The organism is Metapseudomonas phytobenefica (genome assembly GCF_043392685.1).
Taxonomy (GTDB): Bacteria; Pseudomonadota; Gammaproteobacteria; order Pseudomonadales; family Pseudomonadaceae; genus Metapseudomonas.
Map to the genome: position 1 here is coordinate 1 of NZ_JBHZGM010000009.1, position 19,805 is coordinate 19,805.

At 63.7% G+C, this 19,805-nt stretch carries 17 protein-coding genes; 1 reads left to right on the plus strand and 16 read right to left on the minus strand.

What is annotated here, in order from left to right:
* Positions 1 to 171 precede the first annotated feature (171 nt).
* From rpoS to ACFW0B_RS09870, 8 genes are all read right to left on the minus strand, one after another.
* Positions 172 to 1,176, minus strand: a complete 1,005-nt coding sequence (gene rpoS / locus ACFW0B_RS09835; RefSeq protein WP_449147725.1) for an RNA polymerase sigma factor RpoS — start codon at positions 1,174 to 1,176, stop codon at positions 172 to 174.
* Between the two features lie 107 nt (positions 1,177 to 1,283).
* Entirely contained in the window at positions 1,284 to 2,156 is an 873-nt protein-coding gene (locus ACFW0B_RS09840; protein ID WP_449147874.1) for a peptidoglycan DD-metalloendopeptidase family protein, read from the minus strand.
* 158 nt (positions 2,157 to 2,314) lie between these two features.
* Positions 2,315 to 2,992, minus strand: coding sequence for a protein-L-isoaspartate(D-aspartate) O-methyltransferase (locus ACFW0B_RS09845; protein ID WP_459251699.1), 678 nt, complete (start codon positions 2,990 to 2,992; stop codon positions 2,315 to 2,317).
* Positions 2,992 to 3,741, minus strand: coding sequence for a 5'/3'-nucleotidase SurE (gene surE, locus ACFW0B_RS09850; RefSeq protein WP_449147726.1), 750 nt, complete (start codon positions 3,739 to 3,741; stop codon positions 2,992 to 2,994). The genes ACFW0B_RS09845 and surE overlap by 1 nt, the downstream gene beginning before the upstream one ends.
* A complete protein-coding gene (gene truD / locus ACFW0B_RS09855) occupies positions 3,729 to 4,787 on the minus strand; it encodes a tRNA pseudouridine(13) synthase TruD (protein WP_449147727.1) in 1,059 nt (352 codons plus the stop codon). Before truD ends, surE begins: the two co-directional genes overlap by 13 nt.
* A complete protein-coding gene (gene ispF / locus ACFW0B_RS09860) occupies positions 4,784 to 5,257 on the minus strand; it encodes a 2-C-methyl-D-erythritol 2,4-cyclodiphosphate synthase (RefSeq protein ID WP_449147728.1) in 474 nt (157 codons plus the stop codon). Before ispF ends, truD begins: the two co-directional genes overlap by 4 nt.
* 43 nt (positions 5,258 to 5,300) lie before the next feature.
* Positions 5,301 to 6,146, minus strand: coding sequence for an S-formylglutathione hydrolase (gene fghA / locus ACFW0B_RS09865; RefSeq protein ID WP_449147729.1), 846 nt, complete (start codon positions 6,144 to 6,146; stop codon positions 5,301 to 5,303).
* A gap of 61 nt (positions 6,147 to 6,207) precedes the next feature.
* Positions 6,208 to 7,320: an S-(hydroxymethyl)glutathione dehydrogenase/class III alcohol dehydrogenase gene (locus ACFW0B_RS09870; protein WP_449147730.1), complete on the minus strand. Its 1,113-nt coding sequence runs from the start codon at positions 7,318 to 7,320 to the stop codon at positions 6,208 to 6,210.
* 103 nt (positions 7,321 to 7,423) lie between these two features.
* On the opposite strand from ACFW0B_RS09870, the gene ACFW0B_RS09875 reads away from it, so the two are divergent.
* Positions 7,424 to 8,338, plus strand: coding sequence for a LysR substrate-binding domain-containing protein (locus ACFW0B_RS09875; protein ID WP_449147731.1), 915 nt, complete (start codon positions 7,424 to 7,426; stop codon positions 8,336 to 8,338).
* Here the strand turns inward: ACFW0B_RS09875 and ispD are convergent.
* The 8 genes from ispD to dnaE form a co-directional block, all read right to left on the minus strand.
* Positions 8,314 to 9,024, minus strand: a complete 711-nt coding sequence (gene ispD / locus ACFW0B_RS09880) for a 2-C-methyl-D-erythritol 4-phosphate cytidylyltransferase (RefSeq protein ID WP_449147732.1) — start codon at positions 9,022 to 9,024, stop codon at positions 8,314 to 8,316. The two genes, ACFW0B_RS09875 and ispD, sit on opposite strands and share 25 nt — an antisense overlap.
* Positions 9,021 to 9,305 (minus strand): cell division protein FtsB, encoded by a 285-nt coding sequence (gene ftsB, locus ACFW0B_RS09885; protein ID WP_151136325.1) that lies wholly within the window; start codon positions 9,303 to 9,305, stop codon positions 9,021 to 9,023. Before ftsB ends, ispD begins: the two co-directional genes overlap by 4 nt.
* 318 nt (positions 9,306 to 9,623) lie before the next feature.
* Positions 9,624 to 10,913 (minus strand): phosphopyruvate hydratase, encoded by a 1,290-nt coding sequence (gene eno, locus ACFW0B_RS09890; RefSeq protein ID WP_449147733.1) that lies wholly within the window; start codon positions 10,911 to 10,913, stop codon positions 9,624 to 9,626.
* 144 nt (positions 10,914 to 11,057) lie between these two features.
* The gene (gene kdsA, locus ACFW0B_RS09895; protein WP_449147734.1) at positions 11,058 to 11,903 is read right to left on the minus strand and encodes a 3-deoxy-8-phosphooctulonate synthase; all 846 of its coding nucleotides are present in this window, start codon (positions 11,901 to 11,903) and stop codon (positions 11,058 to 11,060) included.
* A gap of 3 nt (positions 11,904 to 11,906) precedes the next feature.
* Positions 11,907 to 13,538, minus strand: coding sequence for a CTP synthase (locus tag ACFW0B_RS09900; RefSeq protein ID WP_449147735.1), 1,632 nt, complete (start codon positions 13,536 to 13,538; stop codon positions 11,907 to 11,909).
* 175 nt (positions 13,539 to 13,713) lie between these two features.
* Positions 13,714 to 15,027: a tRNA lysidine(34) synthetase TilS gene (tilS, locus tag ACFW0B_RS09905; protein WP_449147736.1), complete on the minus strand. Its 1,314-nt coding sequence runs from the start codon at positions 15,025 to 15,027 to the stop codon at positions 13,714 to 13,716.
* A 68-nt stretch (positions 15,028 to 15,095) separates the two neighbouring features.
* Positions 15,096 to 16,046 carry an acetyl-CoA carboxylase carboxyl transferase subunit alpha gene (accA, locus tag ACFW0B_RS09910; protein WP_449147737.1) on the minus strand — a complete coding sequence of 317 codons (951 nt, stop codon included), beginning with the start codon at positions 16,044 to 16,046 and terminating at the stop codon, positions 15,096 to 15,098.
* 128 nt (positions 16,047 to 16,174) lie between these two features.
* Positions 16,175 to 19,699, minus strand: coding sequence for a DNA polymerase III subunit alpha (dnaE, locus tag ACFW0B_RS09915; RefSeq protein ID WP_449147738.1), 3,525 nt, complete (start codon positions 19,697 to 19,699; stop codon positions 16,175 to 16,177).
* Between the last annotated feature and the right edge of the window lie 106 nt (positions 19,700 to 19,805).

Sequence of the window (19,805 nt, forward strand, 5' to 3'; positions counted from 1 at the left end):
GCCTTCCGCTAGCACTTCCCCTTGCCGGGCGTGCAGAGGACTTCCACCTCCAAGTCGTCCAGTTCACCACCACAGTGAACCGAACAGCGCCAGTCACGGCGCTACGCGCCATGCCTGGCGCACCCATGAAAAAACCCGGCCAGGGCCGGGCTTATTCGAATCTTTCAACAGCTACTGGAACAGCGCATCGCTGGACAAGCCATTCTTCTCCAGGATTTCCCGAAGACGCTTCAGCGCTTCGACCTGGATCTGCCGTACCCGTTCGCGGGTCAGGCCGATCTCCTGGCCCACTTCCTCGAGTGTGCAACTCTCATGGCCACGCAGGCCGAATCTACGCACCACGACTTCACGCTGCTTGTCGGTCAGTTCGGACAGCCACTGATCGATGCTTTGCGAGAGGTCGTCATCCTGCAACAGCTCGCAGGGGTCGGTGGGACGATCGTCGGTCAGGGTGTCCAGCAAGGTCTTGTCGGAATCCGGGCCAAGGGAAACATCCACCGAAGTCACCCGCTCGTTGAGACCGAGCATGCGCTTGACCTCGTCCACCGGCTTTTCCAGCAGGTTGGCGATTTCTTCAGGCGAGGGCTCGTGATCCAGCTTGTGGGTCAATTCACGTGCAGCCCGCAGGTAGACGTTGAGCTCCTTGACCACATGGATCGGCAGGCGGATGGTCCGGGTCTGGTTCATGATGGCCCGTTCAATGGTCTGACGGATCCACCAGGTCGCATAGGTAGAGAATCGGAAGCCCCGCTCGGGATCGAACTTTTCAACCGCGCGAATCAGGCCGAGGTTACCCTCCTCGATCAGGTCGAGCAGCGACAGGCCGCGGTTGACGTAGCGTCGCGCGATCTTCACCACAAGGCGGAGGTTGCTTTCGATCATACGCTTGCGCCCGGCAGGATCACCGCGCTGCGCGAGGCGCGCGAAGTGCACTTCTTCTTCCGGGGTTAGCAGGGGGGAAAAGCCGATTTCGTTGAGGTAAAGCTGGGTCGCGTCAAGTGCGCGACTATAGTCGATGTACTTGTGCTGCTTGGGTGAGCTCGAATGCCGGGATTTCACGGTGGGCAGAGGCGCGTCGTTCTCCTCGCTCAACGCTTCATCCAGAATGACGCCTGGCTCAAGAATGAGCAGTTCGTCATCGACGTCAAACTCCGGCGCTTCTTTATTGAGTGCCATTGTTGTTGTCCCTTGCTGAGTTCGACAACAAGCCCCGGCGAAGCCTCATATCCCTGGCGCCGCCTGAGCCCGTCCTTACCACGTGGTGGAACGGGCTGGAAAACGGATCAACGACGTGGCAGGTATTGCAGCGGATCTACAGGTTTACCTTGACGGCGAATTTCAAAATGAAGCTTCACCCGGTCAGTTCCCGTTGAGCCCATCTCGGCAATTGTCTGCCCGACCTTGACCTGCTGTCCCTCCCGCACTAGCAACCTGCGGTTATGACCATAGGCGCTTACGTAGGTATCGCTGTGTTTGATGATGACCAATTCGCCGTAGCCCCGTAATCCACTTCCGGCATAAACAACTGATCCGTCTGACGCAGCCAAGACAGGCTGGCCTAATTCCCCAGCGATATCAATCCCTTTATTCAAACTGCCGTTTGACGAAAAACGCCCGATCAGAGGGCCGTTTGCGGGCCACACCCAACCGGCTGCAGAGCGCGAAATAGACGTGTTCGACGGAGTTGCTGGCGCGCTCACCACCGGTTTCGGCGCCGGCGTTTGAGGGCGGACGGCCGGTTGTTGCGTCTGCACAGGCGGGCGGGTCGAAATAGTGCTTCCAGTCCTTGGATTGGTCACCACAGGGGCGGCGGCAACCGCAGTCGGACGCGCCTTGCTCGGCTTTCCATCGAAACGGATGATCTGGCCTGGACGAATCACGTAGGGTGCAGGGATGCCATTGCGCGCGGCGAGGGCTTTCCAGTCCCAACCGAAGCGGAATGCGATGGAATAGAGGGTATCGCCACGCTGGACGCGGTACTGGCCACTGGTGACGGGTTTCCGTTGCTGCGCGGAGGTCGATCCCGAGTAATTGCGGTCGACCACGTTGACATTGCCCTTCTGAGTGCTGGAACAGCCGGCCAGCAGGATGCCCGCGGCGACCGCGGGCAACCAGGTGAGCCCATTCCCCATGCGAATCCACTGCCGAATGGCCATCAGGCTCACTCTAGTCCCCTTTACCAACATTCCAAGGTGTCATTTATTGTGCCGGAAATATCCGGACGAGCCAGCCGCCTGCCGCACAAAGTGCAGCAGGTGGACGACTTGGCGGTGCATCAGAAAGTTGCCCGCGATCCGGGTTCCCCGCTTGCGGATCAGGCCAGGGGCCCGCTCAGTAACGGAACGAATCGCACCGCATCGAGCACGTGGCGGGTGAAGCCCTGTTCTTCGCGAATGATCAGCATCAGTTGCTGGACGTCACCGGCGCCCACCGGAATCACCAGGCGCCCTCCCGGGGCCAACTGGTCCAGCAGGGCCTGGGGCACATCCGCAGCGGCAGCCGTGACAATGATGCCGTTGTAGGGCGCCAGCGCCGGCCAGCCTTCCCAACCATCGCCCCAGCGGAACACCACGTTGCGCAGGTTGAGTTCCGCCAGGCGCTCCTTGGCCTTGTCCTGCAGGACCTGGATGCGCTCCACGGAAAACACCCGCTCGACCAGCTGCGCAAGGATCGCGGTCTGGTAGCCCGAGCCGGTACCGATCTCCAGCACCTTGTCCAGCGGCCCCGCGGTCAGCAGCAACTCGGTCATCCGCGCAACCATGTAGGGTTGGGAAATGGTCTGGTTGTGCCCGATCGGCAGTGCGGTGTCTTCGTAGGCGCGATGGGCGAGTGCCTCATCGACGAACAAGTGGCGCGGTGTCCGGCGAATGGTTTCAAGCACGCGGGCGTTGGACAGCCCTTCTTCGTACAGGCGCTGGATAAGGCGCTCACGGGTGCGCTGGGAGGTCATGCCGATCCCGTGGCGCATCAGGTCGTCCTGTTCCCGGGACATCAGAGCAGGCCCTCCAACCAGCTGTCGAGACCCTGGAAGGCCTCGTTGAAAGTCCGATCGAGCTGCAGAGGCGTGATGGACACATAGCCCTGCATCACCGCATGGAAATCCGTGCCCGGACCGCCGTCTTCGGCGTCACCGGCCGCGGATATCCAGTATCCCTCCTTGCCCCGTGGATTGACCACCTTCACCGGAGCGGCCGCGCGCGCGCGATGGCCGAGACGGGTCAGCTGGATTCCCCGGATGCGTTCCAGCGGCAGGTTGGGAATGTTCACATTGAGCACGGTGCGCGGAGGCAGGTCGAGCCGATCATGGGCGGCCACCAGTCGGTGTGCGATGTAGGCAGCCGCGGGCAGGTTGTCCGCCTGGCGCGACAACAGCGAAAAGGCGAACGCCGGCAAGCCGAGGAAGCGCCCTTCCAGGGCGGCGGCCACGGTGCCCGAATAGAGCACGTCGTCCCCCAGGTTGGCGCCGAGGTTGATGCCCGACACCACCATATCCGGCAGCTCCTCGAGCAGGCCGTTGAGTCCGAGATGGACGCAATCGGTCGGCGTGCCGTTGAGGCTGATGAATCCGTTCTCCAGCGTGCTGGGGTGAAGCGGGCGGTCCAGGGTCAGGGAACTGCTGGCACCACTCTTGTCCTGGTCCGGTGCGATGACCACGCAATCGGCGTAATCCTTGAGCGCACCATGCAGAGCGGCGAGACCGGGTGCGTTCACCCCGTCGTCGTTGGAAATCAGAATGCGCATGGGTTTTCCGTCTGCCCTGCCGGCAGCAGATCGACGAGCTCACGCACCACTGCGGTGGCGAAGCATCCAGCCGGCAGGACGAATTCCAGTTGCAGAACGTCAGGCTCGGGATAATGCCACGTCAGATCGCCGATGGGGAGGCGCAGGATGCGCCGTTCGTGCGCCATTCCCGCTTCTGCCAGCCAGTGGCAAAGTGCCTTCTCGCCCGCGGTTACCGCCGCTTCCAGCGCATGGGCGTGTCCCTGGGCGGGTGAATCTCCCTCGCCCCAGAGCGGGCCGGTCGGGTGCAGGTCGAGCAGGGCGAGGCGCGGGTCATTGCACTCGGTCTCACCGGCCATGAAGAAGCTGCGGCTGTCGGTGAAGGCCAGCAGATCACCGACCTGGGCCTGGTTCCAGGTACCGGCAGCGATGCGCTCGGCCAGCACCCGGTTGAAGAGGAAACTGCGTCCGGCGGAGAGCAGGCGCGAACGCACATTGCGCTGTACCGGCAGCTCCTTGCGTTCAGCGAAGTGGCGGGCTTCGACCAGGTTGCCGCCGCCATGGCCGAAACGCTGCAGGCCGAAGTAGTTGGGTACCCCGGCCTCGGCCAGCCGCTTCAGGCGTGCGTCCAGCGCGCCCCGGTCGGCGACCAGGCGGGTCAGGCGCAGGGTGAAGCCGTTGGCGGAATGGGCGCCACGCTGCAGCTTGCGCTTGTGGCGGACGCTCTTGAGGATTCGCAGGCTGGCATTCTCGGCGGCAGACAGGTCCGGATCGGCCTTGCCCGGCAAGTGCAGGCTGAACCATTGACGGGTCAGTGCCTGGCGATCCTTGAGGCCGGCATAGCTGACCACCTTCAACGGCACACCGGCCGCACGGGCAATGCGCCGCGCGGCCTCCTCGGTGTTCAGCTCGCGCTTTTCCACCCAGAGCCAGAGGTGCTCGCCCTCGCCTTCCAGCGGGATATCCAGAACCTCGTCGACCTGGAAGTCCTCCGCCACGGCCTTCAGTTGCGCGTGTCCGAGGGCTTCGCCATGGGCACGCGGGCCCAGCAGTTCCAGTTCGGTCATGTGGGCAGCAGCAGGGCCACCGCATGCACGGCGATCCCCTCCTCGCGGCCGGTGAAACCGAGCTTTTCGGTGGTGGTCGCCTTGACGTTGACCTGGTCCGGTTCAACCTCCAGGTCAGCGGCGATGTTCGCGCGCATGGTCTCGATGTGCGGTGCCATCTTCGGCGCCTGGGCAACGATGGTCCCGTCGACATTGCCGACCTTCCAGCCCTTGGCCTTCACCAGGGACACCACATGGCGCAACAAAGCACGGCTGTTGGCGCCCTTGAACTGCGGGTCGGTATCCGGGAAGTGCTTGCCGATGTCGCCCAGCGCGGCAGCGCCCAGCAAGGCATCGGATAACGCATGCAGAAGCACGTCGCCATCGGAGTGGGCAACCAGTCCGAACTTATGGGGAATGCGCACGCCGCCCAGGGTGATGAAGTCGCCTTCGCCGAAGCGGTGTACGTCGTAGCCGTGGCCAATTCGCATAAAGAAGAACGCCCTGAAAAGTCAGGGCGTGATTCTACCTGCTTTAACCCTTCAGGGCCTCGGCGTGATGCTTCAGGTGGTCGCCGATGAAACTGGCGATGAAGTAGTAGCTGTGGTCGTAGCCCGGCTGCAGGCGCAGGGTCAGCGGATGCCCCGCTGCCTTGGCCGCAGCTTGCAGCGCTTCGGGCTTGAGCTGGGTGGCGAGGAAGTCATCGCGGTCGCCCTGGTCCACCAGGATCGGCAAGCGTTCGCTGGCCTCGGCGAGCAGCACGCTCGCATCCCATTCACGCCAACGGGCACGATCATCACCCAGGTAGCGGCTGAAGGCCTTTTCGCCCCAGGGACAAGCCATCGGGTTGCTGATCGGCGCGAATGCCGACAGCGACTGATAACGCCCCGGGTTGCGCAAGGCGCACACCAGCGCGCCGTGGCCGCCCATGGAGTGACCGCTGATGCCGCGCTTGCCGGAGACCGGGAAGTTGGCCTCGATCAGCGCCGGTAATTCGTGCACCACATAGTCGTACATACGGTAGTGGCGCGCGTAGGGCTCCTGGGTGGCGTTCAGGTAGAAACCCGCGCCCAGGCCGAAGTCCCAGGCATTGTCCGGGTCGCCGGGCACTTCGGCGCCACGGGGGCTGGTGTCCGGAGCGACGATGATCAGTCCGAGTTCCGCCGCCAGGCGCTGCGCACCGGCTTTCTGCATGAAGTTCTCGTCGGTGCAGGTCAGCCCCGACAGCCAGTAGAGCACTGGCAGCTTCGCACCCTGCTCCGCCTGGGGTGGCAGGTACACGGCGAACACCATGTCGCAGTTGAGACTGGTGGAGCGGTGGCGATAGCGCTTGTGCCAACCGCCGAAGCTCTTGTTGCTGGAAACGATTTCGAGGGTCATGGAGCGTTCTCCCCTGAGCCGGCCCGGCACCGGACGAAACGGTTCCGGGCTGGCAACCAGATCAAAAGTGGACGACCGAGCGAATGCTCTTGCCTTCGTGCATCAAGTCGAAGGCCTTGTTGATGTCTTCCAGACCCATGGTGTGAGTGATGAAGGTGTCCAGCGGAATCTCGCCTTTCTGCGCCTTCTCCACGTAGCTCGGCAGCTCGGTGCGGCCCTTCACGCCGCCGAAGGCCGAACCGCGCCAGACGCGGCCGGTCACCAGCTGGAACGGACGGGTCTTGATCTCGGCACCCGCCGGCGCCACACCGATGATCACGGATTCGCCCCAGCCTTTGTGGCAGCACTCGAGCGCGGCACGCATCAGGTCGACGTTGCCGACGCACTCGAAGCTGTAGTCGACGCCGCCATCGGTCATCTCGACGATGACGTCCTGGATGGGCTTGCTGTGTTCCTTCGGATTGACGAAGTCGGTGGCGCCCAGCTCGCGGGCCACGGTGAACTTCTCCGGATTGATGTCGACGGCGATGATGCGCGAAGCCTTCGCCATCTTCGCCCCGATGATCGCCGCCAGGCCGATGCCGCCCAGGCCGAAGATGGCCACGGTAGCGCCCTCTTCCACCTTGGCGGTGTTCAGCACGGCGCCGATGCCGGTGGTCACGCCGCAACCCAGCAGGCAGACTTTTTCCAGCGGTGCGTCCTTCGGAATCTTCGCCAGGGAGATTTCCGGCAGCACGGTGTACTCGGAGAAGGTCGAGCAGCCCATATAGTGGTAGATCGGCTGGCCGTTGTAGCTGAAGCGGGTAGTGCCATCGGGCATCAGGCCCTTGCCCTGGGTGGCGCGCACCGCCTGGCAGAGGTTGGTCTTGCCGGACTTGCAGAATTTGCACTCGCCACATTCTGCGGTGTACAGCGGGATCACGTGGTCGCCCACCTGCAGGGAGGTTACGCCCTCGCCCACTGCCTCGACGATGCCGCCGCCCTCGTGGCCGAGGATGCAGGGGAACACGCCCTCGGAATCCGCGCCGGACAGGGTGTAGGCATCGGTATGGCAGACGCCGGTGGCCACGATCCGCACCAGGACCTCGCCAGCCTTGGGCGGTGCAACGTCCACTTCGACGATCTGCAGCGGCTGGTTGGGCGCGAAGGCCACAGCGGCACGGGACTTGATCATGGTCATACTCCAGCTGATTGAGATGGCCAGGGAGTGTAGTGGAGCCGCCAATGGTAAATAATCCATGGCAAAGCAAAACATTCTTGCTATGGAGGGATAATCCATGAGTCGCTGGGAAGGCCTGGACGAGTTCGTTGCGGTTGCAGAGACAGGCCAGTTCACGGCTGCGGCGGAGCGTCTGGGCATCTCTTCGTCCCACGTCAGCCGACAGATCGCCCGGCTTGAAGAGCGCCTGCAGACGCGCCTGTTCTATCGCAGCACGCGCAAGGTGGCGCTTACCGAAGCCGGGCAGACCTTCCTGCAGCATTGCCAGCGCCTGATGGACGCCCGCGAGGAAGCGCTGCGCGCGGTCAGCGATCTCACCAGCGAGCCCAAGGGCCTGCTGCGCATGACCTGCGCGGTGGCCTATGGCGAGCGCTTCATCGTGCCGCTGGTGAATGAGTTCATGGCGCGACACCCGCAGTTGCGGGTAGAGATCGAACTGAGCAACCGCACCCTGGACCTGGTGCATGAAGGCCTCGACATGGCGATACGCCTGGGTCGCCTGCAGGACTCGCGATTGGTGGCGACGCGATTGGCGCCACGGGTCATGTACCTGTGCGCGGCGCCCGCCTACCTGGAACGCTATGGCCGCCCCCACAGCCTTTCGGAACTGGCCCGGCACAACTGCCTGGTCGGCAGCTCGGACCACTGGGACTTCTTGCAGCAGGGACGCGAGCACTCCATCCGCGTTCAGGGAAACTGGCGCTGCAACAGCGGCCAGGCAGTGCTGGATGCCGCCCTGCGGGGTTTCGGCCTGTGCCAGCTGCCGGATTACTACGTGCTGGAGCACCTGCAGAGCGGCGCCCTGGTGTCATTGCTGGAACAGCACCGCCCGCCGAACACCGCGGTCTGGGCACTTTATCCACAGCAACGGCACCTCTCACCCAAGGTGCGGCAGCTGGTGGATCTGTTGAAGGAAGGGCTGGCCCAGCGGCCGGAGTACGCAGCAGCTCAGCTGCGCGTCGACCAACGCTGACGCAGCCAGTCGAGGTCTTCAGGGCGAGTGATCTTGAGGTTGTCGGCGCGGCCTTCCACCAGCCTGGGGGCATTGCCGGCCCATTCCATGGCGGAGGCTTCGTCGGTGATGGCGACACCCGCCACCAAGGCATCGGCCAATGCGCGGTGCAGTGCGCCGAAGCGGAACATCTGTGGCGTGTAGGCCTGCCAGATCAGGCTGCGATCGACGGTTTCCGCCACACGCCCGTCTGCGCCGACGCGCTTCAAGGTATCCCGTGCGGGAACGGCCAGCAGGCCGCCCACCGGGTCATCGGACAGTTCGGCCAGCAACAGGTCGAGGTCGAATCGCGACAAGTTCGGCCGCGCCGCATCGTGCACCAGCACCCAGTCGTGCGCTCGGGCACCGTGTTCGGCCAGGCGCAGCAGGGCACTGAGTACTGAGTCCGCACGCTCCTTGCCACCGTCGGCGCGGATGATGCGCTCGTCATTGGCACAGGGCAGCGCCGGCCAGTAGGGGTCATCCACCGAAAGGCTGATCACCAGCCCCTTGAGTTGCGGATGGTCGAGGAAACAATCGAGGCTGTGCTCGAGGATGGTGCGCCCGGCGAGCTCAAGGTACTGCTTGGGACGGTCGGCGCGCATGCGGGCACCGACGCCGGCGGCGGGGATCACCGCCCAGAAGAAGGGAATATCGGCCTGGTTCATTCGGCAATCTGGTAGAGGGTTTCGCCTTCCTTGACCATGCCCAGTTCGTGACGGGCACGTTCCTCGACGGTTTCCATCCCCTTTTTCAGCTCCATCACTTCCGCTTCGAGGATACGGTTGCGCTCCAGCAGGCGCTCGTTCTCGCCTTGCTGCTCGGCGATCTGCCGTTGCAGGTCCTGGACTTGCGCCAGGCTGCCGTCGCCCACCCACAGGCGATACTGCAGGCCAGCCAGCAGCAGGATCAGGACAACGAACAACCAGTAAGTGTTAGGGCGAGTCATTTTGCCAGGGAGTATCCATGCGAAAAGGGCAGCTTGCGCTGCCCTTTTACCATTCCTGAACGGATTACGTCGCTGCCGCGCGGCGGGAGACGACCGGCCAGGAGAAATCAGGTATGGCTGCGAAGTTTACATGAAGTAAAGGTGCATTCAGCGCCTGATTTCAACGTGGATCCGCTGAGACTTGCTCACGATCGAACGAGCTAGAGAAAAACAAGGCGAGAATGGCTGAGGGCGCGGAGTTTACAAGCTGTAAATGAGCAAGCCCGAAGCCATTCTCAACGCAGTTATTTCGACGCGCAGCCGATCGTAGCCAGTCTCTTAGCCGCGAAACTCGGCACGACCGCGGTACGGAGCCTTCTCGCCCAGCTGCTCTTCGATACGCAGCAGCTGGTTGTACTTGGATACGCGGTCGGAACGGCACAGGGAGCCGGTCTTGATCTGGCCGGCGGCGGTGCCTACAGCCAGGTCGGCGATGGTGCTGTCCTCGGTCTCGCCGGAACGGTGGGAGATCACCGCGGTGTAGCCGGCAGCCTTGGCCATCTGGATCGCTTCCAGGGTTTCGGTCAGGGAGCCGATCTGGTTGAACTTGATCAGGATCGAGTTGGCGATGCTCTTCTCGATGCCTTCCTTGAGGATCTTGGTGTTGGTCACGAACAGGTCGTCACCGACCAGTTGAACCTTGGCGCCGATCTTCTCGGTCAGGCCTTTCCAGCCGGCCCAGTCGGACTCGTCCATGCCGTCTTCGATGGAGATGATCGGATAGCGCTGGGTCAGGCCGGCCAGGTAGTCGGCGAAACCGGCGGCGTCGAACGCCTTGCCTTCACCGGACAGTTCGTACTTGCCATCCTTGAAGAATTCGCTGGAAGCGCAGTCCAGGGCCAGGGTCACGTCGGTGCCCAGCTTATAGCCGGCGTTGGCAACGGCTTCGGCGATGGCGGCCAGGGCGTCTTCGTTGGAAGCCAGGTTCGGGGCGAAACCACCCTCGTCACCGACTGCGGTGTTCAGGCCACGGGCCTTCAGTACGGCTTTGAGGTGGTGGAAAATCTCGGCGCCCATGCGCAGGGCGTCGGCGAAGTTCTTGGCGCCAACCGGCTGCACCATGAACTCCTGGATGTCGACGTTGTTATCGGCGTGCTCGCCACCGTTGATGATGTTCATCATCGGTACCGGCATGGAGTACTGGCCGGGGGTGCCGTTCAGGTCGGCGATGTGGGCATAGAGCGGTACGCCCTTGGCCTGCGCAGCGGCCTTGGCGGCAGCCAGGGACACGGCGAGGATGGCGTTGGCGCCCAGCTTGGCCTTGTTCTCGGTACCGTCCAGCTCGATCATCGCGCGGTCCAGAGCTTTCTGGTCAGCAGCGTCCTTGCCCAGCAGCAGGTCGCGGATCGGGCCGTTGATGTTGGCCACGGCCTTCAGAACGCCCTTGCCCAGGTAACGGCTCTTGTCGCCATCACGCAGTTCCAGTGCCTCGCGGGAACCGGTGGAAGCACCGGACGGCGCGCAAGCGCTGCCTACGATGCCGTTCTCGAGGATCACATCGGCTTCCACGGTGGGGTTGCCGCGGGAGTCCAGAACCTCGCGGCCCTTGATGTCGACGATCTTTGCCATTGTTATTAGCACTCCAAAAGTTGACGAAAACGCTCAGCAGAAAGTGAGGCGACTCGCCGGGTCTCGGGGTCGGCCGACCCGGCGAATGTCCTGACCAATCGGTCAGATTGTGCCCACGCGGCACTTTACCGGAGAACGGCCGGTTCAGGCAGTCTCGATTGGCGGAAAACTCTTGACCAGCTCGTCCAGCTGCTTGAGCTGGGACAGGAAGGGTTCGAGTTTGTTCAGGCGCAGGGCACACGGGCCATCGCACTTGGCGTTGTCCGGGTCCGGATGGGCCTCGAGGAAAAGGCCTGCCAGGCCTTGGCTCATGCCGGCCTTGGCCAGGTCGGTGACCTGGGCACGGCGGCCGCCAGCGGAGTCGGCACGACCGCCCGGCATCTGCAGGGCGTGGGTGACGTCGAAGAATACCGGGTACTCGAACTGCTTCATGATGCCGAAGCCGAGCATGTCCACGACTAGGTTGTTGTAACCGAAGGACGAACCGCGCTCGCAGAGGATAAGGCGATCATTGCCGGCCTCCTCGCACTTGGTGAGGATGTGCTTCATCTCCTGGGGCGCGAGGAACTGGGCCTTCTTGATGTTGATCACCGCACCGGTCCTGGCCATGGCGACCACGAGATCGGTCTGGCGGGACAGGAAGGCCGGTAGTTGGATGATGTCGCACACCTCGGCCACCGGAGCCGCCTGATAGGACTCGTGGACGTCGGTGATCACCGGCACGCCGAAGGTCTTCTTCACTTCCTCGAATATCTTCATGCCCTCTTCCAGGCCCGGGCCACGGAAGGAGTTGATCGAGGAGCGATTGGCCTTGTCGAAGCTGGCCTTGAATACGTAGGGGATGCCGAGCTTCTCGGTCACCCGTACGTATTCCTCGCAGACCTTCAGTGCCAGGTCGCGGGACTCCAGCACGTTCATGCCGCCGAACAGCACGAACGGCTTGTCGTTGGCGATATCGATGTTGCCGACGCGGACGATCTTCTGCGCCATGGCTCAGGCCTTCTTCGCTTTCTGCGCCAGGGCGGCGTTGACGAAGCCACTGAACAGCGGGTGGCCATCACGCGGGGTGGAGGTGAATTCCGGGTGGAACTGGCAAGCCACGAACCACGGGTGATCCGGAACCTCAACCACCTCGACCAGCGCACCGTCGCCGGAGCGGCCGGTGACTTTCAGGCCGGCTTCCTGCAGCTGCGGCAGCAGGTTGTTGTTCACTTCATAGCGGTGGCGATGGCGCTCGACGATCTCGTCCTTGCCATAGCAATCGTGTACCCGCGAACTGTTCTCCAGCTGGCAGGCTTGGGCGCCGAGGCGCATGGTGCCGCCCAGGTCGGAGGCTTCGGTACGGATTTCGGTAGCGCCGGTGGCGTCCTGCCACTCGGTGATCAGGCCCACGACCGGGTGGCCGCTGGACTTGTCGAATTCGGTGGAGTTGGCGTCGGACCAGCCCAGTACGTTACGGGCGTACTCGATCACCGCCACCTGCATGCCGAGGCAGATGCCGAGGTAGGGGATCTTGTTCTCGCGGGCGTAGCGCACGGTGGAGATCTTGCCTTCCACGCCGCGCAGGCCGAAGCCGCCCGGAACGAGGATGGCGTCGACGCCTTCGAGCAGGCCGGTGCCCTGGGTCTCGATGTCTTCGGAGTCGATGTAGCGCAGGTTGACCTTGGTACGGTTCTGGATGCCGGCATGGCTCATCGCTTCGATCAGCGACTTGTAAGCGTCCAGCAGCTCCATGTACTTGCCGACCATGGCGATGGTGACTTCCTTCTCGGGATTCAGCTTGGCGTCCACCACGCGGTCCCACTCGGAGAGGTCGGCGCTGCCGCATTGCAGGCCGAAGCGCTCGACGACGATGTCGTCCAGGCCCTGGGCGTGCAGTACGGAGGGGATCTTGTAGATGGTGTCGACGTCCTGCAGGGCGATCACCGCGCGCTCTTCCACGTTGGTGAACAGCGCGATCTTGCGACGGGAGGACAGGTCGACCTCATGGTCGGAACGGCAGATCAGCACGTCGGGCTGCAGGCCGATGGAGCGCAGCTCCTTCACCGAGTGCTGGGTCGGCTTGGTCTTGGTCTCACCGGCGGTGGCGATGTAGGGCACCAGGGTCAGGTGCATCAGCATGGCGCGCTTGGCGCCCACTTCCACGCGCAGCTGGCGGATGGCTTCGAGGAAGGGCTGGGACTCGATGTCACCGACGGTACCGCCGATTTCCACCAGGGCCACGTCCGCACCAGCGGCGCCCTTGATGATGCGGTGCTTGATCTCGTCGGTGATGTGCGGGATCACCTGGATGGTGGCGCCCAGATAATCACCACGGCGCTCCTTGCGCAGCACATCGGCGTAGACGCGGCCGGTGGTGAAGTTGTTGTTCTGGGTCATGGTGGTGCGCACGAAGCGCTCGTAGTGGCCCAGGTCGAGGTCGGTCTCGGCGCCGTCCTCGGTCACGAAGACCTCACCGTGCTGGAAGGGGCTCATGGTGCCCGGATCCACGTTGATGTACGGATCCAGCTTGAGCATGGTGACCTTCAGCCCCCGCGCTTCCAGAATGGCGGCCAAGGATGCCGAGGCGATGCCTTTCCCCAATGAAGAAACAACACCACCCGTGACGAAGATGTAGCGCGTCATGAAAAACCCTAGAAGTCTGCGTTTAGGCGGAAAGCCGCCGGGGAAAGCGATGAAGGGCTATGGCCTTCAACCATGGAGCGCCACTGGGCGCTGCTTCAAAAGCAACAACCGCCGACTCCGAAGGAATCAGCGGAAGCTATGTAAGACGGGAGCGTAGTCTACCGGAAAGACCCTATCAGCTCAAACCTTGGTCATTCGTCGGCGGCCTCCAGCGCAGCCGCCAGTTGCCCGCGGGCGGACCATCCAGGCCGGGAAGATTGGCGATGGCCTGCAGATCGCCGTCCACCAGCAGCAGCGGCAATCGGCCGCGGACAAAAGCCGGCACGCGGGATTCATTGAGCAGACGCTTGAGATCACGACGCCCCCGCCCCGCCACGGCCAGTACCTCGCCGCCCTGGCGATAGCGGACCTCGAGCCTGCCGGCAGGCGGCACTCCGTCGATTTCCAGCCGGCCGTTGCCGGGCAGCTCAAGCGGCCGCGCGGGGTCAGGCCAGGCGAGGTTCGAAACCGGCGCAGCGAGCCAGTCGCCGGACAACCACCACAACCGTCCGTCGGCACGCTGCAGCTCGCCACTGGCCAGACGCCAGACCGGCCTCGCATCGACCGCCGCATCCCGCAGGTCTTCCCACCCGGCCCAATGGTCGCTGTCGGGCAACTGCGTCAGTGACGCCAGCCAGAAACGCAGTGCATTGCGCTGCCGGGCAGGCGAGAGCGACGCGAGCGCTCGCAGCTCCAGGGACAGCAGGGGCAGCCAGGGAAATTCGCTGACGCCCGATGCCCTGTCGAGATCGGCCCGTGCCAGTTCGCCCAGCAGGCTTTCCGCTTCCGCCATGTGCTCGGCGCTGCGCGCGAGGCTTTCTACAGCCCCGGGCCAGCGCCTCTGCAACACCGGGAAGACCTGGTGACGGAGAAAATTCCGCGCGAGCGAAGTGTCGGCGTTGCTCGGATCCTCCACCCAGGTGAGGCCTTCCGTGCGGGCGAAGGTCTCCAGTTCCGAACGGGAAAACTGCAGGAATGGCCTGGCCAGGACGCCCGCGCCCAGGGGGCGGCTTTCCGGCATGCCCGCCAGACCGCGCACGCCCGCCCCGCGCAACAGGCGGAAGAGCAGCGTTTCCGCCTGGTCGTCACGATGCTGGGCGCTCAACAGCACTTCCCCCGCCCCCAGCTGATGGCCGAAGGCGGCGTAGCGGGCATCCCGGGCAGCCCTTTCCAGGCTGGGGCCGGAGTCGACCTTCACCCGCAGCACTTGCAGCGGCACTCCCAGTTCGTCGCAGACCCGCTGGCAATGCCCGGGCCAGGCATCAGCCGCAGGCTGCAGGCCGTGATGGATATGGATGGCGGAAATCGGAGGTAGGGCTTCGCGACGGGCGATATGCACCAGTAGATGAAGCAATACGCTGGAGTCGAGCCCGCCGGAGTAGGCGACGCGCCAGGCCGGCGCATCGCGCCAAGGGGCCAGGGCAGTCAGAAGGCGGGACTCGAGAGACATGGTGCGGCTCAAAAAAATCGGGCCCCAAGCATAAAGCCGGGGCCCGATCTTTACAGCGTCTGGCGGGATCAGGCTACGCCGTAGCTCATCAGGCGGTCATAACGACGCGCCAGCAGATCCTCGTTGCTGAGTTTCTGCAGGGTGCTGAGCTGCTCGGAAAGTTCCTTGCGGATCGACTCGGCGGCAGCGGCCGGATCGCGATGGGCGCCGCCCAGGGGCTCGGCGATCACCTTGTCGACGATACCCAGGCCCTTCAAGCGCTCGGCAGTGATGCCCATGGCTTCGGCAGCATCCGGCGCCTTCTCGGCAGTTTTCCACAGGATCGAGGCACAGCCTTCCGGCGAGATCACCGAGTAGGTGGAGTACTGCAGCATGTTCAGGCGGTCGCAAACGCCAATCGCCAGGGCGCCGCCGGAACCGCCTTCACCGATCACGGTGGCGATGATCGGTGTCTTCAGGCGAGCCATGACGCGCAGGTTCCAGGCGATGGCTTCGCTCTGGCCGCGTTCCTCGGCGTCGATGCCCGGGTAGGCACCGGGGGTGTCGATGAAGGTGAGGATCGGCAACTTGAAGCGTTCGGCCATTTCCATCAGCCGGCAGGCCTTGCGATAGCCTTCGGGGCGCGGCATGCCGAAGTTGCGGCGAACCTTCTCGCGTACGTCACGGCCCTTCTGGTGACCGATGACCATCACCGGCTGGTCGTTCAGGCGGGCAATGCCGCCGACGATGGCCGCGTCATCGGAGAAGTGACGGTCACCGTGCAGTTCGTCGAACTCGGTGAAGATGTGCTCGATGTAATCGAGGGTGTAGGGCCGGCGCGGGTGGCGTGCCAGTTGGGCAATCTGCCAGCTGGACAGGTTGCCGAAGATGCTCTCGGTGAGCGCGCTGCTCTTTTCCTGCAGGCGAGAGATCTCGTCAGTGATGTTCAGGGCGTTGTCGTTACCGACCAGACGCAGCTCCTCGATCTTGGCTTGCAGATCGGCGATGGGCTGTTCGAAATCCAGAAAGTTCGGGTTCATAGGCTTCCGTCGTGCGCTTGGGGCCAGGCGGCTGGTTCCATTTGGCGCCCTACCTTTAAGAGATCGGGCGCGTTCGGGTCGAGATCAAATCGAAATCGGGCCGGTGCGGGCGTGACAGCACGTTCGCATCAGCGGTAGTGCAGGAAGACGTTGTCGCGCCCGAACTGGTCACGCAATGCCTGAATCAAAGCGTCAGCCGGTGCGATTCGCCAGTCATCGCCGAACTGCAGCAGGGCTTTTGCGTCGTTGCCGCTGTAGTCCAGGGTCAGGGGGCAGGACCCGCGATGGCGGCCGCACAGTTCGGCCAGCCAGCGCAGGCGATCGCCTTGCAGGGCGCTGAAGTCCACCTTCATCCGCAGGCTTTCCGCCAGACCGGTGCGGGCTTCCTCCAGGCTCAGCACGCGCTTGGCGCGCAGGCGCAGGCCGCCGGAGAAGTCGTCGTGGCTCACCTCGCCCTCCACCACCACCATGGCGTCGGTCTGCAACAGGCCGCTGGCCGCGTTGAAGGCATCGGCAAACAGCGAGGCTTCGATACGTCCGGAACGGTCGTCGAGGGTGATGAAGCCCATCTTGTCGCCCTTCTTGTTCTTCATCACCCGCAGGTTGACGATCAGGCCGGCGATGATCTGGATGTCCCGTGCCGGCTTCAGCTCAACGATGCGCTGGCGCGCAAAGCGGCGGATCTCGCCCTCGTATTCGTCGATCGGGTGGCCGGTGAGGTACAGGCCCAGGGTGTCCTTCTCGCCCTTCAGGCGCTCCTTGAGGGACATTTCCTTGGCCTTGCGGTGATTGGCGTAGACATCCGCCTCCGGCTCGGCGAACAGGCCGCCGAACAGGTCCATGTGGCCGCTGTCATGACTGCGGGCAGTCTGTTCCGCGGCCTGGATGGCTTCTTCCATGGCGGCCAGCAGTACTGCGCGGTTGGCGTCGATACCTGCCTGGTAGGCCTTGGGCTCGTTGCTGAAGAACGGACCGAGACGATCCAGCGCGCCGCAGCGGATCAGGGCTTCCAGGGTGCGCTTGTTGATGCGCTTGAGATCGACGCGGTTGCAGAAGTCGAACAAATCCTTGAAGGGTCCGCCTTCGGCACGGCACTCGGTGATGGCCTCGACCGGCCCCTCGCCCACGCCCTTGATCGCACCCAGGCCGTAAACGATCTGGCCGTCATCATCCACGGTGAAGCGGTACTCGGAGTTGTTCACATCCGGGGCGACGATGCGCAGCTTCATGTTCCGGCACTCTTCGATCAGCGTCACCACCTTGTCGGTGTTGTGCATATCCGCGGTGAGTACCGCGGCCATGAAGGGCGCCGGGAAGTGTGCCTTGAGCCAGGCGGTCTGGTAGGAAACCCAGCCATAGGCGGCGGAGTGGGACTTGTTGAAACCGTAGCCGGCGAACTTTTCCACCAGGTCGAAGATGTTGCCCGACAACTCGGGATCGATACCGTTGCGGGAACAGCCTTCGATGAAGCCTCCCCGCTGCTTGGCCATTTCCTCGGGCTTCTTCTTGCCCATGGCGCGGCGCAGCATGTCGGCACCGCCGAGGGTGTAGCCGGCCATCACCTGGGCGATCTGCATCACCTGTTCCTGGTACAGGATGATGCCGTAGGTGGGCTTGAGCACCGGCTCGAGGCCTGCGTACTGGTAATCCGGGTGCGGGTAGGAAAGCTCCGCGCGACCGTGCTTGCGGTTGATGAAGTCGTCCACCATGCCCGACTGCAGCGGCCCCGGGCGGAACAGCGCCACCAGAGCGATCATGTCTTCCAGGCAGTCCGGCTTGAGCTTCTTGATCAGCTCCTTCATGCCGCGGGATTCGAGCTGGAAGACCGCGGTGGTCTCCGCCTTCTGCAGCATGTCGTAGGTTTTCTTGTCATCCAGGGGGATGCGGTCGATGTCCACCGGCGGCAGGCCCTGCTTCTCCTGCTCGCGGTTGATCATCTCCATGGCCCACTTGATGATCGTCAGGGTACGCAGGCCGAGGAAGTCGAACTTCACCAGGCCGGCGGCCTCCACGTCGTCCTTGTCGAACTGGGTCACCAGGCCGGCGCCCTCTTCGTCACAGGCGATCGGCGAGAAGTCGGTCAGCTTGGTCGGTGCGATCACCACGCCACCGGCGTGCTTGCCGGTACCCCGGGTGATGCCTTCCAGCTTCAGGGCCATGTCCCAGATTTCCTGGGCTTCCTCGTCGGACTTGAGGAAATCACGCAGCGCCTCTTCCTGGTTGTAGGCCGCCTCCAGGGTCATGCCGACTTCGAAGGGGATCATCTTCGACAGGCGATCAGCCAGGCCGTAGGACTTGCCCTGCACCCGGGCGACGTCGCGCACCACCGCCTTGGCCGCCATGGAGCCGAAGGTGATGATCTGGCTCACCGCGTTGCGCCCGTACTTGTCGGCCACGTAATCGATCACCCGGTCGCGGCCGTCCATGCAGAAGTCGACGTCGAAGTCGGGCATGGATACCCGCTCGGGGTTGAGGAATCGCTCGAACAGCAGATCATAGGCCAGCGGGTCGAGGTCGGTAATCTTCAGCACATAAGCCACTAGCGAGCCGGCACCCGAGCCCCGCCCCGGCCCCACCGGCACGCCGTTGTTCTTGGCCCACTGGATGAAGTCCGCAACGATCAGGAAGTAACCGGGGAAGCCCATCTGGATGATGGTGCCCAGCTCGAATTCCAGGCGATCGACGTAGGCCTGCCGCTTCGCTTCGTAGTCAGGCGTGCTGTCCTTTGGCAGGAGCACGGCCAGACGCTCTTCCAGCCCCTCGTAGGAGGCATGGCGCAGGTAGTCGTCTATGCCCATGCCGTTGGGCGTGGGAAAGTCGGGCAGGAAGTGCTTGCCCAGCTGGACCTCGATATTGCAGCGCTTGGCAATCTCGACGGTGTTTTCCAGGGCCTCGGGGATGTCGGCGAACAGCTCGGCCATTTCCGCCGGGGACTTGAGGTACTGCTGATCGGAATAGTTGCGCGGGCGGCGCGGGTCATCCAGGACCCGGCCTTCGCCGATGCACACACGGGTTTCGTGAGCCTCGAAGTCGTCGGGCTTGATGAAGCGCACGTCGTTGGTGGCCACCAGTGGCGCGCCGCAACGATCGGCCAGGGCAACCGCCGCATGGACGTGCTCTTCGTCGTTGACCCGTGCGGTGCGCTGCAGCTCCAGGTAGAAACGGTCGGGGAACACGGCCTGCCACTCGGCCAGCAAGGCTTCGGCGCCGGCCTGGTCACCGCTGAGCAGGGCCATGCCGATCTCCCCTTCCTTGGCGCCGGACAAGGCGATCAGGCCTTCGGCCGCCTCCTTCACCCACTCGCGCTGGATGATCACCAGGCCGTTGCTCTGGCCTTCTGACCAGCCGCGGGAAACCAGCTCGGTGAGATTGCGATAGCCCTTGGCATTCATCACCAGGAGGGTCATGCGGCTCAGGGGGCCGTCCTCGACAGGGCTGTCGAGCCAGATATCGGCGCCGCAGATGGGCTTGATGCCGCCGCCCATGGCGGCCTTGTAGAACTTCACCAGCGAGCACATGTTGCTCTGGTCGGTGATCGCCACCGCCGGCATGCCCGCTCCCGCCACAGCCTTGACCAGTGGCTTGACCCGCACCAGGCCGTCTACCAGGGAGTATTCGGAATGCAGACGCAGATGGACGAAGGAAACGGTCATGGAAGTCCTATGCAAAACGCGAAAACGACAGGGCCCGGATTGTACCGGGCCCTCGGACAAAGCTACAGGCTTGGGGCAAGCTCGCGGACAGGAGCGACGAAGGGAC

What these genes read in the sequence shown, in the direction of transcription:
- rpoS (WP_449147725.1), bottom strand. Translation starts at nt 1,176, where the DNA reads ATGGCACTCAATAAAGAAGCGCCGGAGTTTGACGTCGATGACGAACTG.
- ACFW0B_RS09840 (WP_449147874.1), bottom strand. Translation starts at nt 2,156, where the DNA reads ATGGCCATTCGGCAGTGGATTCGCATGGGGAATGGGCTCACCTGGTTG.
- ACFW0B_RS09845 (WP_459251699.1), bottom strand. Translation starts at nt 2,992, where the DNA reads ATGTCCCGGGAACAGGACGACCTGATGCGCCACGGGATCGGCATGACC.
- surE (WP_449147726.1), bottom strand. Translation starts at nt 3,741, where the DNA reads ATGCGCATTCTGATTTCCAACGACGACGGGGTGAACGCACCCGGTCTC.
- truD (WP_449147727.1), bottom strand. Translation starts at nt 4,787, where the DNA reads ATGACCGAACTGGAACTGCTGGGCCCGCGTGCCCATGGCGAAGCCCTC.
- ispF (WP_449147728.1), bottom strand. Translation starts at nt 5,257, where the DNA reads ATGCGAATTGGCCACGGCTACGACGTACACCGCTTCGGCGAAGGCGAC.
- fghA (WP_449147729.1), bottom strand. Translation starts at nt 6,146, where the DNA reads ATGACCCTCGAAATCGTTTCCAGCAACAAGAGCTTCGGCGGTTGGCAC.
- ACFW0B_RS09870 (WP_449147730.1), bottom strand. Translation starts at nt 7,320, where the DNA reads ATGATCAAGTCCCGTGCCGCTGTGGCCTTCGCGCCCAACCAGCCGCTG.
- ACFW0B_RS09875 (WP_449147731.1), top strand. Translation starts at nt 7,424, where the DNA reads ATGAGTCGCTGGGAAGGCCTGGACGAGTTCGTTGCGGTTGCAGAGACA.
- ispD (WP_449147732.1), bottom strand. Translation starts at nt 9,024, where the DNA reads ATGAACCAGGCCGATATTCCCTTCTTCTGGGCGGTGATCCCCGCCGCC.
- ftsB (WP_151136325.1), bottom strand. Translation starts at nt 9,305, where the DNA reads ATGACTCGCCCTAACACTTACTGGTTGTTCGTTGTCCTGATCCTGCTG.
- eno (WP_449147733.1), bottom strand. Translation starts at nt 10,913, where the DNA reads ATGGCAAAGATCGTCGACATCAAGGGCCGCGAGGTTCTGGACTCCCGC.
- kdsA (WP_449147734.1), bottom strand. Translation starts at nt 11,903, where the DNA reads ATGGCGCAGAAGATCGTCCGCGTCGGCAACATCGATATCGCCAACGAC.
- ACFW0B_RS09900 (WP_449147735.1), bottom strand. Translation starts at nt 13,538, where the DNA reads ATGACGCGCTACATCTTCGTCACGGGTGGTGTTGTTTCTTCATTGGGG.
- tilS (WP_449147736.1), bottom strand. Translation starts at nt 15,027, where the DNA reads ATGTCTCTCGAGTCCCGCCTTCTGACTGCCCTGGCCCCTTGGCGCGAT.
- accA (WP_449147737.1), bottom strand. Translation starts at nt 16,046, where the DNA reads ATGAACCCGAACTTTCTGGATTTCGAACAGCCCATCGCCGATCTGCAA.
- dnaE (WP_449147738.1), bottom strand. Translation starts at nt 19,699, where the DNA reads ATGACCGTTTCCTTCGTCCATCTGCGTCTGCATTCCGAATACTCCCTG.